The sequence below is a fragment of the Asaia prunellae JCM 25354 genome (assembly GCF_000613885.1).
GTDB lineage: Bacteria > Pseudomonadota > Alphaproteobacteria > Acetobacterales > Acetobacteraceae > Asaia > Asaia prunellae.
In genome coordinates this window covers 96,779-109,179 of record NZ_BAJV01000011.1, presented here as the reverse complement: position 1 = coordinate 109,179, position 12,401 = coordinate 96,779, and the positions used below count along the sequence as shown (strand labels likewise).

11 protein-coding genes and 1 pseudogene are annotated in these 12,401 nt (G+C 56.6%); 10 read left to right on the top strand and 2 right to left on the bottom strand.

Annotated elements, in window-relative coordinates:
- The first annotated feature begins 74 nt into the window (after positions 1-74).
- The 7 genes from JCM25354_RS10700 to mtnK all read left to right on the top strand — a co-directional run bounded on the left by JCM25354_RS10700 (position 75) and on the right by mtnK (position 7,935).
- Positions 75-581, top strand: coding sequence for a GtrA family protein (locus JCM25354_RS10700; protein ID WP_025886014.1), 507 nt, complete (start codon positions 75-77; stop codon positions 579-581).
- Between the two features lie 90 nt (positions 582-671).
- Positions 672-3,323: an alanine--tRNA ligase gene (gene alaS / locus JCM25354_RS10695; protein WP_025886013.1), complete on the top strand. Its 2,652-nt coding sequence runs from the start codon at positions 672-674 to the stop codon at positions 3,321-3,323.
- Between the two features lie 136 nt (positions 3,324-3,459).
- Positions 3,460-4,134, top strand: a complete 675-nt coding sequence (locus JCM25354_RS10690; RefSeq protein ID WP_025886012.1) for a carbonic anhydrase — start codon at positions 3,460-3,462, stop codon at positions 4,132-4,134.
- Positions 4,103-4,978 (top strand): endonuclease/exonuclease/phosphatase family protein, encoded by an 876-nt coding sequence (locus JCM25354_RS10685; RefSeq protein ID WP_243444030.1) that lies wholly within the window; start codon positions 4,103-4,105, stop codon positions 4,976-4,978. The genes JCM25354_RS10690 and JCM25354_RS10685 overlap by 32 nt, the downstream gene beginning before the upstream one ends.
- A gap of 86 nt (positions 4,979-5,064) precedes the next feature.
- The gene (locus JCM25354_RS10680) at positions 5,065-6,045 is read left to right on the top strand and encodes an aldo/keto reductase (RefSeq protein ID WP_025886010.1); all 981 of its coding nucleotides are present in this window, start codon (positions 5,065-5,067) and stop codon (positions 6,043-6,045) included.
- On the top strand, positions 6,042-6,614 hold the full coding sequence (locus JCM25354_RS18285; RefSeq protein ID WP_051537357.1) for an NUDIX hydrolase: 573 nt from the start codon (positions 6,042-6,044) through the stop codon (positions 6,612-6,614). The genes JCM25354_RS10680 and JCM25354_RS18285 overlap by 4 nt, the downstream gene beginning before the upstream one ends.
- Before the next feature lie 46 nt (positions 6,615-6,660).
- A complete protein-coding gene (gene mtnK, locus JCM25354_RS18280) occupies positions 6,661-7,935 on the top strand; it encodes an S-methyl-5-thioribose kinase (RefSeq protein ID WP_243444027.1) in 1,275 nt (424 codons plus the stop codon).
- Between the two features lie 53 nt (positions 7,936-7,988).
- Here mtnK and JCM25354_RS10665 read toward each other — a convergent pair whose 3' ends face one another.
- Entirely contained in the window at positions 7,989-8,552 is a 564-nt protein-coding gene (locus JCM25354_RS10665; RefSeq protein WP_243444026.1) for a flavin reductase family protein, read from the bottom strand.
- Between the two features lie 129 nt (positions 8,553-8,681).
- Here JCM25354_RS10665 and JCM25354_RS10660 point away from each other — a divergent pair, with 129 nt between their 5' ends.
- From JCM25354_RS10660 to JCM25354_RS10650, 3 genes and pseudogenes are all read left to right on the top strand, one after another.
- Entirely contained in the window at positions 8,682-8,999 is a 318-nt protein-coding gene (locus tag JCM25354_RS10660; protein ID WP_025886008.1) for a DUF2849 domain-containing protein, read from the top strand.
- Positions 8,996-10,665, top strand: a pseudogene (locus JCM25354_RS18275) (nitrite/sulfite reductase). Before JCM25354_RS10660 ends, JCM25354_RS18275 begins: the two are co-directional and overlap by 4 nt.
- Positions 10,652-11,053, top strand: a complete 402-nt coding sequence (locus JCM25354_RS10650; RefSeq protein ID WP_025886007.1) for a DUF934 domain-containing protein — start codon at positions 10,652-10,654, stop codon at positions 11,051-11,053. Before JCM25354_RS18275 ends, JCM25354_RS10650 begins: the two are co-directional and overlap by 14 nt.
- 57 nt (positions 11,054-11,110) lie before the next feature.
- Here JCM25354_RS10650 and JCM25354_RS18270 read toward each other — a convergent pair whose 3' ends face one another.
- Positions 11,111-12,391: an alginate export family protein gene (locus JCM25354_RS18270; protein ID WP_051537356.1), complete on the bottom strand. Its 1,281-nt coding sequence runs from the start codon at positions 12,389-12,391 to the stop codon at positions 11,111-11,113.
- Positions 12,392-12,401: the final 10 nt, after the last annotated feature.

Genomic DNA, 12,401 nt, shown 5'->3' with positions numbered 1-12,401 from the left:
CTTGCATCCTGCGGGTGATCGCCCTACCAGCTTGTCGCCAGTTTTCCAGAAACGTGCGAAAGGCAGGGCTCTCAGTGCAGAAGAAAAAGATCTTCTATCCACGGGCACCACAGCAGCTCCTGAGGCAGTTCATGCGCTTCGGTGTGATCGGGGCCATGGGGCTGGTCTGGGATATTTTGCTGGTAACCGTTCTGCGACCGTATATCGGACTGACTGCCGCAACACTTCTTTCCTATTTTGCGGTCGCCAGCCTGAACTGGCTCCTCAACCAGCTCTGGACCTTCAGAAATGTAGCACACAGGGACCATCCCATTCTGCAATGGCTGCGTTTTCTGGCGGCCAACAGCTTCGGATTTCTGCTGAATCGCGGAACGGTCTATACGCTATGCTTTACCGTCCCCTTTTGCGCCCAGCATGTGGCCCTGCCTCTGGCTGCCGGCTCCCTGATGGGGCTGCTGGCGAATTTCAACCTGTCACGCAAGCTTGTTTTCCGCGCAAAAGTGCCCGAGACGCCTCTTGAACTCGCAAAAATGACAGTCGATCTGAATGTCGATCCAACCGACAAGGATCTGGAATCCTGAACCCTCACGCGCAAAACATTCCCTTTACCGTCTCTTTGCTCTAGTGGAGATGCCATCTTCACGCCGCAATCGGGATTTTCTGCTCGCGCCATGACCACTTCGATCCATAACACCACAACAAATGAGCTGCGCAGCGCGTTTCTGAAGTATTTCGGAGACCATGGCCACAAAATCGTTCCGTCGGCCCCTCTGGTGCCGCAGAACGACCCGACCCTGCTTTTTACCAATGCTGGCATGGTGCCGTTCAAGAACGTGTTCACCGGACAGGAAACCCGTCCCTATTCCCGCGCAACGACGGCCCAGAAGGTCGTTCGTGCGGGCGGCAAGCATAACGACCTCGACAATGTCGGTTATACTGCCCGCCATCTGACCTTTTTCGAAATGCTCGGCAATTTCTCCTTTGGCGATTATTTCAAGGCCGAGGCGATCGAATTCGCCTGGAACCTGCTGACCAGGGGCTATGGTCTGCCGAAAGAAAAACTGCTTGCCACAGTCTATGCCGAAGATGAGAAAGCAGCCGGTCTGTGGCGCAAGATCGCAGGCCTGCCTGAAGAGAAAATCATCCGTATTCCGACTTCAGACAATTTCTGGCGCATGGGCGATACCGGCCCCTGCGGTCCCTGTTCGGAAATCTTCTTTGATCACGGCCCCGATGTCTGGGGTGGCCCTCCGGGTTCGCCTGAAGAAGATGGCGATCGCTTTGTCGAGATCTGGAATCTCGTCTTCATGCAATATCTCGAGGGACCTCCGGGCACGCGCGCGCCGCTGCCACGCCCCTCGATCGATACGGGCATGGGGCTAGAACGTTTTGCCGCCGTCATGCAGGGCAAGCGCGATGTGTATGATACTGACGTGCTGCGCAGTCTGGTCGAAGCGACGGCGAATGCACTCAGCACTGACCCAGATGGTGCGCTGCGCGCCAGTCATCGCGTCGTGGCTGACCATCTGCGTTCGACGGCCTTTCTGATTGCCGATGGTGTCATGCCGTCAAAAGACGGTCGCGGCTATGTGCTGCGTCGCATCATGCGTCGCGCCATGCGTCATCTTCAGCGTCTGGGCGCAACCGAACCGGTCTTTTACCGCCTCCTCCCTGCCCTGATCCGTCAGATGGGTTCAGCTTATCCCGAACTCGTGCAGCATCAGTCGCTCATCGCCGAGACCATGAAGGGTGAGGAAGAGCGGTTCACCGCCCTTCTTGAGCGTGGCATGTCGCTGCTTGAGGATGAAACCGCCCGTGTAGCCGAAGGCGGGGCTCTACCGGGTGACGTAGCCTTCAAACTCTATGACACTTTCGGCTTTCCGCTTGATCTGACGCAGGATGCGCTGCGCGAACAGGGCCGTACTGTCGATGTGGCCGGATTCGAAGCCGCCATGGCAGAGCAGCGTGCCCGTGCCCGCGCCGCCTGGGTGGGCTCTGGCGATGCCGCAGCAGAGACAATCTGGTTCGATGCCCGCGAGCGCTTCGGAGCCTCCGAATTTCTTGGCTACAGCTCTGAAAAAGCAGATGCCGAAGTAATCCTGATCGCCAAGGCCGGAATCGAAAGCGAGAACGCCTCAGCTGGCGAGGACGTGGCCATTCTCCTGAACCAGACCCCCTTCTATGGCGAAAGCGGTGGTCAGGTCGGCGATCATGGTGTGCTGCTGGGCGACAAGTTGCGCGTTGAAATTACCGATACCCAGAAGCGCAACGGTGATCTGCTGGTACATTATGGCCGCATTGTCGAAGGCACATTACGCCCCGGTATGTCGGTCACAGCAGAGATCGACCATACACGGCGCCAGGCAGTACGCGGCCATCACTCGGCTACTCATCTGCTTCATGAAGCACTGCGTCGCCAGCTTGGCGACCATGTCGCCCAGAAAGGCAGTCTGAACGCCCCGGAACGCCTGCGTTTTGACGTGTCGCAACCACGCCCGATCACCGCGGAAGAACTGGCGCTGGTCGAACGTGAAGTGAATGCGCGTATCCGCGAAAACAGTGCCGTTGAGACCCGCATCATGACACCGGAAACGGCTGTGGCAGAAGGTGCCATGGCATTGTTCGGGGAAAAATACGGTGACGAAGTGCGCGTGGTCTCGATGGGACTCGGGGACGATTCCCGAAACGCCTATTCAATCGAACTTTGCGGCGGCACCCATGTTGGTCGTACCGGCGAGATCGGCCCCTTCCGCATCGTGTCCGAAAGTGGTGTCTCCGCCGGCGTGCGCCGGATCGAGGCGGTATGCGGTATGGCTGCCGACCGTCTGGCCACCGAGGCAGACGAGCGTTTGCGTCGCATGGCCGATCTCCTGAAATCGACGGTTGCCGAAGCCCCTGACCGTCTTGCGGCTCTGGTTGAGGAACGTCGTTCTCTGGAGCGTCAGGTTTCCGAACTCCAGAAGCGTCTTGCAACCGGTCAGGCCGATTCTGCCAGCGAGACCATCAACGGCATCACTTTCGTACCGCGCGATCTTGGGGATGTCGCCCCACGGGAGCTCAAGAACGTGGCCGAGGCCATTACCAAGCAGATTGGCAGTGGCATCGTGGCTCTCATCTCGACCGCAGAGGGTAAAGGCAGTGTGGTAGTCGCTGTTACCAAGGATCTGAATGATCGTTTCAGCGCGGTCGATCTGGTGCGTCTGGCCGCCGCAGAAATGGGCGGAAAAGGCGGCGGCGGTCGCCCCGACATGGCACAGGCCGGTGGGCCGCAGCCCAATAGTGCCGCCGTGTTCGATTCACTCAGAAAAACGCTTTCTGCCTGATCATTCATGACAAAGGGTGAACCATGCCGTTCAGGCATGGACACCTCATCAAATCCACGGCATCGGAGTCATCTGACTTTCAGGTGTGGCGTAAAGCTCACAGTAAGCCATGCCCTATTCACCAGATGAGGTCTTGATGAAAACTGAAATCGAAAACAGCTTGATCACCCTGCTCAAGGGCGTACAGCATTTCGACGACGAGGTTTATGAGGAGCATCGCGAACTCTTTGAGAGCCTCGCCGATAGCCAGTCACCCTCCACCTTGTTCATCACCTGCTCCGATAGCCGCATCAATCCGAGCATGATCACCCAGACCGCACCGGGTGACCTGTTCATTGTGCGCAATGTCGGCAATATCGTGCCCCCGCATGGTGAGATGCTCGGAGCTGTATCGTCGGCCATCGAATATGCCGTGCTCGTACTCAAGGTGAAGCATATTGTCGTATGCGGGCACTCGAATTGCGGTGCCATGGGCGCACTCTGCGACCTCAACAATCCCAAGTTCGACGCCATGCCGACAGTTCAGCGCTGGTTGCGTAATGCCGAAGCAGCGCGTGCAGCACTGGGACCATTCAAGGCCGAGGATGCCGGTCCGGAAACCGTACGTGAACTCGCCCAGCAGAACGTACTGCTCCAGCTCGCTCATCTGCGCACCCATCCTGCTGTCGTTGGCGCGCTGGCTGCAGGCGAACTCGCTCTGCAGGGCTGGTTCTACGATATCGGCACCGGTCAGGTCGTCGTAATCGATGAGCAGACCCGCAAGGAACGCACAGTGCGTGATGTGCTCGGCGATCTTGGCATTACGGGCTGATCGCCTCCCTTTACTGCTTCTCATCGTCTGGGCACTGTCCCGGACGGTGGAAGCCGCGCCAGTCAAGATCGCGACCTGGAATCTCGACTGGCTGACTCTTCTTCCTACCCCGGGATTACCGCGTGATATTCCGCACCGGTCTTTGCGTGACTGGTCAGAACTTGCCGCAATCGGTCAACGTCTGAATGCTGATATCCTCGCCGTACAGGAAGTCAGCGACCTTGCCGCACTCAGACGGCTCTTTCCCTCTCGAGACAAGACACTGATCCTGAGTCAGGCACCTATTGCCCAGAATATCGGCCTGGTACTCCAGCCCCCGTGGCATATACTGGCTCATGATGAATTACCGGCTTTCGACCGGTCTCCCATTCACGGTGGCCACGCCCTGCGTCCCGGGCTCGATGTCCTGATAGGCAATGGCATTCAGACCCTGCATATACTGGTGGTCCATCTCAAATCAGGCTGCTGGGATCGGCTCTGGAACGAAAACGGTCATTCCTGTCCGATTCTGCGCGAGCAGATCGCCCTTGTTTCCGACTGGATGGCAGCACGTGAGAACAAGGGAGAGGCCTATGTCGTCCTTGGTGATTTCAACAGACGTCTGACCCTGCACGATCCCTATTTCCTGAAAATGACCGGAAGCCTGAAACCGGTCCTGACAACGAGCGGATTTGCCAGTCCCTGCGAGGGTGGAAACTACTTTATCGATCACATTCTGCTTGGTGGGGCAGCACGTGCCTGGCTGGTCAGGGATAGTCTGCGTGTTCTGATCTACCCACCTCGGGATACAGCTCTGACTCTCTCGGATCATTGCCCCGTTTCTGTCAGACTCTCTCTACCCTGACTTCTGGGCACGGCACTTGTTCGAAAAGCGATTTTGCAAGCAGGGACGGCTGATCTAGACTTTACCTGAAAGATGAGGAGACTGGCATGCGTTATCGCTCTCTGGGAAGATCAGGCCTGATCGTGTCAGAACTCGGGCTTGGCTGTAACAATCTGGGCGGTCGCATCGATAATGTCCGATCGAGCCATCTTGTCGATGCCGCAATCGATATGGGCGTTACCCTGTTCGATGTGGCTGATATGTATGGCCGTCGCGACGCCTATCCCGGCGCCTCCGAAGAGGCGCTGGGTAATGCCCTCGTCGGCAAACGGAACAAGGCTGTTCTGGCCACAAAATTCGGCATGAAAATGGTCGATGGACCAGATGAGGCGGGAAACGCCTCAGGCGCGTCGCGTCGCTATATCATGCAGGCAGTCGACGCGAGTCTGAAGCGGCTCAAAACAGACTGGATTGATCTCTACCAGTTGCATTGCCCTGATCCGCGCACCCCGATTGAAGAGACGCTTCATACGCTGGATGATCTCACTCGCGCCGGAAAGATCCGCTATGCAGGCGTATCAAATCTTCCCGCCTGGCAAGTGGCCGATGCCTGCCATATTGCCCGCCGCGACAGACTGGCCGGGATCATTTGCTGTCAGGATGAGCTCTCTCTCATTGAACGCAAGGCCCAAACCGACCTCCTGCCTGCCCTGAGACGTTTCAGCCTTGGACTGCTCCCGTATTTCCCCCTCGCTTCGGGACTGCTGACCGGAAAATACCGACAGGATGCCTCTCCTCCGGAAGGATCCCGCCTCGCCGCCTGGACCTATCTGCAGGAGCGTTACCGTAATCCCTCGGTCTGGACGCTTCTCGACACACTGACGGCTCTTGCGGAACGTCACGGCTGTGGCCTTGCAGATCTTGCTTTCGGCTGGCTGTTACGACACGACGCCACAGGCAGCGTAATTGCTGGCGCCACCTCTGAACTTCAGCTGCAAGCCAATGCCCGTTCATGCGCCCGCAACATGAGTGAAGCTCTTTATGCCGAGCTGGATGAATTGCTTGGCGCCAATGAGGCACTCTCATGAATCCTACCGAACAGAACTGGCATCTCACGCCGCTTTCTGCGGATCTGTCGATCACCTGTCATTCTGCTCCCGCCCTTCTGGACACGGCAGTAGAACAGGGGATCGAAGCTGTCTGGCAGCAAACGCTGCAAAAGCACCCCAGGCTCTATAACGGGCGCGTCTTCTGCCTTTCGGAGCTGAGAGAAAGCTCTCTCTCAGGCTTCTGGTGCGAATATCGTTGGGTTCTGGCGCAAATGCGCTCGCCCGAGCTTGCCACCCGACTGAATTTGCGGTCGCTCGCCGTAACCGCTCTTCTGATCTGTCCCGAAGGAATTGTTCTGGGGCGACGCCATCCGGACTCCCTTTATCTTCCCGGTTTCTGGCAAGGCGTACCTGCCGGAAGCGTCGAGTCCCGTCTGGGAAACGAGGGCGTGGATCTCAAGACGCAACTTCTCACAGAACTGGAAGAGGAAATCGGCCTGACCGGGGAAGTCTCAGTGACGGGGCCCTTCTGGCTTGCGAACACGATACAACCCGGATCGTTGATCTCGGTTTTACCATCCACACGAACCAGAGTTTTGCTGCCATAGAAACTGCATGGCGATGCAACGCCAATGATGAATATGACATGCTGGAATGTCACGACCTGCAGGCGATTACCCTGCTCAAATCGCGCGTTCTACCAACGACACGCGCCCTGCTGAAGCAACTGGTCCCATGAGCGCCTATCGCCCCTTCACAGCCTCGACCCTGATCGCTTATCTCGCGACGCTGCCTTCTGTAAAATCCCGTCTCGGTGGTGAAGCGATCGACTGGACCGCGCGCGAAGTCAGCGACGGCAATCTCAATACAGTCTTCATCGTATCCGGCCTGTCAGGAAGCGTCTGCTGCAAGCAATCCCTGCCCTATGTCCGTGTTGATCCTGCATGGGCCATGCCCCTTGAACGCACATTGTTCGAAGCCCGCTGGATGCAGGCTGTAAGCCCGGCTATCGGCCACCAGATTCCTGAACTCTACCATCTCGATGAAGGGCTTTTTCTGATTGTGATGGAAAATCTTGCGACCCATCACGTGTTGCGTCATGCGCTGATCACCGGAATCGCCCCCGCCGGTTTTGCCGCACGGATCGGTGAGTTTGTGGGACATGCAGGCTACGCGACATCATGGCGCGCCCTTCCCTTCGAGGATGTCCATGCGATACGGGATCTCTTCTCGCGTAATCTGGCACTGACCCGTATTACAGTTGATCTGGTTCTTACCGACCCCTATCGCAGCGAGTGCTCCCGTAATCGCTGGATCAGCCCCGATCTGGACGATCTGGTTACAGCCTTGCAGGAAGACGGCACACTTCATTCAGCCGTAGAGCGTCTGCAGGAACGCTTTCTTGCAAACAGCCAGTCTCTTCTTCATGGCGATCTGCATACAGGATCGGTCATGATCTCGGGAGATGACGTCCGGATCATCGACGGAGAATTTGCGCTTTATGGTCCAATCGGATTCGATCTTGGCATGTTTCTCGCCAATCTGGTCATGAATGCCTATGCTCAACCGGAGCATGAAGACTGGATGCGTGACGAGATCGCCCTGTTCTGGTCAAGCTTCCGGCACGCCTATCTCGAACGATGGGAGACCGGAACAGGACGTGGTGACATGGGCTCGCTTACCGGATCCGCTGCAAGCGCTGCAGAACGCAAGCGTTTCTTGCAGCAGGTCATGCATGACAGTGCCGGATTTGCCGGACTTGAACTGGTAAGACGAACAATCGGTTTTGCTCAGGTTGCCGATTATGAGGCTGCCCGGGACCGGGAGAGTGAAATCGAAGCGCGACGTCGTGCCCTGATCACAGGGCGCAGCCTGATACAGAAGGCTTTTCAGATCGACACGATCGAAGCTCTGTTGGAGCATATCTGAGGAATCGAGCCTGTTTCACAGGCTTGTCTCCCATAGTCTCACATCCTGTCAGCTCAGGCGCGGCGATAGGCCCGGTCAAACCATACAAGCCCCGATGCCTCTTCCTGGGTAAATTCAGCGCAAAGCGGTTCAACAAAGAACACGCTGTGCGTACCGATTTCCTGAGTGAGACTGATCCGGCATTCGAGAGAAACCAGAGCACCCTCAAGCACTGGCATGCCAATCTCTCCCTTACGCCAGGAGCCCGAGGCAAAGCGGGTCTGCATATCAAAACGCGAGCTGCCGAAAAGCGTCGAGAGTTCCTCCTGCTCATGGGCGAGAATATTGATCGCCAGAAGCCCGTTCTGCACCAGATGGGCGTGAGTCGATGCAGTGCGATTCACACACACAAGCAGGGTCGCCGGCTCATCGGATACGCTGCAGACTGCTGAAGCCGTAAAGCCGTGACGCCCGTTTTCGCCATCAGTGGTGATGATCGTTACCGCACTGGCCAGGCGTGCCATGGCATTGCGAAAAATTTCTTTCGACAGGGGTGAGCGATCCTGCATCGATTCAGCTCCACAGAAGTTCAAGGCACCGGTATGCGAGAATTTTACCAGGCTGCAAGAGGCTATCATGCAATTTCCTGCAAAAAGGCGTGGATTAGCGCCTTGCTCCTGACACGGTTTCCTGTGATATAAACACACGATTATCGTGGATAGTTTATAATCCACTCAGTGAAAAGCTCAGACAGGGCGGGAGCGACCATGAAACGGGCGATACGCATAGGCGCTGGCGAGGCACTCGTGCTGACGGCCAACAGATTGCTCGACGGACATATTGTCTGGCGCGACAGCCATGGCCTCTGGCAGCGTTCGATTGTTCATGCCGCCATTTTCTCTCCTGAAACATACGAAGCTGAACTCGAAACTGCCATAAAATCAGCGCAGAGTGATGGTGTGGTCGGTGTCTACGAAGTTGTGGTCCGTCCCGGAATACCAGCTGAGCCTGTCAGTGTGAGAGAGCGAATCAGGGCCTTTGGCCCGACTGTGCACCCGCAATTTGCTACGGAGTTGGACGCATGAATGCGCCTGTCGGCCACTACCAGTATCAGACTGCCGATCGCGAGTTTCTGGCTTCGCGTATTGCTGAATTCGAGGGGCAGGTTCAGCGCCGCCTGAGCGGTGAACTGACCGAAGACGAATTCAAACCCCTGCGTCTAATGAACGGCCTCTATCTCCAGCTTCATGCCTACATGCTGCGCATTGCCATACCTTATGGCGTGCTGGATTCCCGCCAGATGCGTAAACTTGCCCATATTGCACGCCATTATGATCGTAATTACGGGCATTTTACGACCAGACAGAATATCCAGTTCAATTGGATCAAGCTGGAAGAGACACCTGAGATCCTGCGACAGCTTGCCGATGTCGATATGCATGCCATCCAGACCAGCGGTAATTGCATACGTAATGTGACATGCGATCAGTTTGCGGGCGCAGCTGCTGACGAGTTGATGGATCCACGCGTTCACGCTGAGATCCTGCGTCAGTGGTCGACCCTTCATCCCGAGTTCACCTTTCTGCCCCGCAAATTCAAGATCGCGATTTCCGGCAGCCCGCATGACCGTGTGGCGGCTCGCTTCCACGATATCGGTATTCTGGCCCGCCCCGGTGAGCACGGACCGCTCTTTCGCATTTTCGTCGGCGGAGGGCTTGGTCGCACCCCCCTTGTCGGGCACGAACTGTTCGACTCCGTACCCGAAGCCGATCTGCTGATGACACTTGAAGCCGTACTCCGTGTCTATAACGCCTATGGCAGACGTGATAATATCTACAAGGCACGTATCAAGATTCTCGTTCAGGCGCTCGGTATCGAGGGCTACCGCAAGGCAGTCGAACACGAACTTTCCCTGATGAATCCGGCACATTATCGCCTTGCACCCGAGACAGTGGCCGCGATCAGGGCACGTTTTGCAGCGCCTGATCTGACAGCTTCACCCGACGCGGAAGCGCGCCTCAGAAATGACAGACAGGGCAATATCGCATTTGACCGGTGGGTGCGCAGCAATACGCATCCGCATTTTGCACCTGGCCGTATTGCCGTAACGGTCTCGATCAAACCTGCTGGTGGAATCCCCGGTGACGCCACATCAGATCAACTCGACCGGCTGGCGGATCTTGCTGACCAGTTCTCCTTTGGTGAGCTGCGTGTCACCCATCTCCAGAATGTCGTCCTTGCCCATGTAGCACAGGACAAGTTGCTGGAGCTGTGGGAGGTACTCAATGAAATCGGACTGGCCGACGCCAATCATGAACTGATTGGCGATATCGTCGCATGCCCTGGTCTGGATTATTGCGCACTCGCCAATGCACGTTCCATTCCGATCGCCCAGAAACTGAGTGCACGCTTTGGGATAATGCGTTGCAGGAAGAGATCGGCAAACTGCGCATCAATATCTCGGGATGCATCAATGCCTGTGGCCATCATCATGTCGGGCATATCGGCCTGCTTGGTGTTGACAAACGTGGTGAGGAGTTTTTCCAGATCACTCTGGGTGGTCGCGATGATGCACTGTCACGTACCGGTGACATACTCGGGGCGGCCTTGCCGGAAGATGATATGGTTGATGCCATCGCCCGTATCGTCGATCGCTATCTGAGTGTGCGTGAACAGGGCGAGCAGTTTCTCGACACACTGACACGTCTTGGCGACGCCCCCTTCAAGGAAGCGGCTTATGAAACAGTTTGACCTTGCTCCGGCCAGACACCCCGCCCCTGCGAACCTGGAAGTCGTGCCAGTCGCCGAGATGACAGAATCAACCCGTGCCATCCGTCTGACACCGGATTTCGATGTTGAGACGCTGGGTACAGCACTTGACCATCTTGATCTCATCATCGTGACTTTTCCAATATTCCGCGACGGGCGCGGCTTCTCCCAGGCTCGCGCCCTACGCGAATATTACGGGTTTTCTGGGGAAATCCGGGCTGAAGGTCATCTCATCGCGGATCAGGCGCAATTCCTGCGCAGCTGTGGTGTCGATAATGTCCTGCTGGATGACAGAGCTGACACAACCCCCTGGCTGCGAGCCCTTTCACTTTTTCCGGTTACTTACCAGACACGCCTTGGCTTGCGCTGATTCATTTGCGCAAGCCACTTGGCATGGAGCCGGTCGGATCTTGCAGGAAAGATTGGCCTAGAACCGGTAATTTGCCCATCCCGCCACGAAATCCGAGCTGCAATACCCCGCACGTGTCAGTGCCGGTCCAGCCTGGAGATGTTCGTAGCGCCCTGTAAAACTCAACCGGGGCGTCCAGGTCCAGACGCCCTGCACACGGGTCGATTGTGCGACCCGACGGGCATGGGTTTTCTGGGTACCGGCAAAAGCAGAACCGTTGGCGCGATAGACCGCATCGGTCAGACTGGCTCGCCAGGCGAATTGATGTTCGAATGTCAGACGTAGGCTCTCTATCGGAGAGACCGTCACGTTCGGCGCCAGAGCAATCAGGTTGGTCGGCGTCAGAAAGAGCTGATAACTGTAGTAAATATTATTACCAAAGGGCGCATAGGCGTTTCTCAGGGTTCCCTTGCCAAAACCGCCTCCGCCACTGGCATAATCACCATGCAGGCCAAGACGTGGCGCCGTACTCTTGCTGCCCAGACGCCAGGTCTGGGCCAGAAAGACCTGAAACGCTTCTATCTTTCGACTATCATAACGGCCACCCTGATAATTGGCGACCCAGTCAATAGTCAGCCGGTCGATATTTCCCCATAACCGGACACCGTAATAGAGGCGCTCCTCCCGCGCCGCAGCACCGCCCCATAAGGCATGCCTGTTACGCAGGCGCCATATGAAGGGGTCAAGGTACAGCCTGGATTTACCTAGGAAATTTTCCGGGATCACGAGCCCGGCCGTACCGCCGGAAAACCGGATATCACGGTTGAGCACATCGTCGCGAACCCCGCCGCGACCAAGACGCGTATAATGAAAATCAAAGAAATCTCCCCTGATTTTCTTGCCACGTAGCCAGAAACGCGTGCCATTGAGAGCAAAGCGCAGCGTGTTGTTGTCGCGCTGTGACGTCAGGAGATTGGCACCGTCGGTGAACTCCTGACGCCCATAACGTATCCCGGCATGCAGACCAGGAAACGGCGCATCAGCCTCGGCAAAATATTGCTGTAGCACGAGCTTGTTACGCATGCTCGCCGCTGGAACACCGATATTCGGCCCAGAGATACCACCATGAGCCAATTCGCCAAATGCCCGAAAATACCGCGTGATATGAAGGTCGGCACCCCCAACGAGGCGCATGATATCCTGACGCTGTGCTGGCCCTTTTTTCAGATTCGGATTGCCTGTCTGATTCAGACGTAATCTCATTTCGCCGGAGAAGGTCAGATAGATGTTCTGCGCCTTGCTGAGCGGAATGAATTTGAGTCGATCGAGAATATCACGGCGATTTTTGGCGTCGCGCATCTTCGTCCAG

Coding starts and splice junctions, on each gene's coding strand:
- JCM25354_RS10650 (WP_025886007.1), top strand. CDS start 10,652: ATGAAACAGTTTGACCTTGCTCCGGCCAGACACCCCGCCCCTGCGAAC.
- mtnK (WP_243444027.1), top strand. CDS start 6,661: ATGTCACGACCTGCAGGCGATTACCCTGCTCAAATCGCGCGTTCTACC.
- JCM25354_RS18270 (WP_051537356.1), bottom strand. CDS start 12,391: ATGCGCGACGCCAAAAATCGCCGTGATATTCTCGATCGACTCAAATTC.
- JCM25354_RS10665 (WP_243444026.1), bottom strand. CDS start 8,552: ATGATAGCCTCTTGCAGCCTGGTAAAATTCTCGCATACCGGTGCCTTG.
- JCM25354_RS10690 (WP_025886012.1), top strand. CDS start 3,460: ATGAAAACTGAAATCGAAAACAGCTTGATCACCCTGCTCAAGGGCGTA.
- JCM25354_RS10680 (WP_025886010.1), top strand. CDS start 5,065: ATGCGTTATCGCTCTCTGGGAAGATCAGGCCTGATCGTGTCAGAACTC.
- JCM25354_RS10685 (WP_243444030.1), top strand. CDS start 4,103: ATGTGCTCGGCGATCTTGGCATTACGGGCTGATCGCCTCCCTTTACTG.
- alaS (WP_025886013.1), top strand. CDS start 672: ATGACCACTTCGATCCATAACACCACAACAAATGAGCTGCGCAGCGCG.
- JCM25354_RS18285 (WP_051537357.1), top strand. CDS start 6,042: ATGAATCCTACCGAACAGAACTGGCATCTCACGCCGCTTTCTGCGGAT.
- JCM25354_RS10660 (WP_025886008.1), top strand. CDS start 8,682: ATGAAACGGGCGATACGCATAGGCGCTGGCGAGGCACTCGTGCTGACG.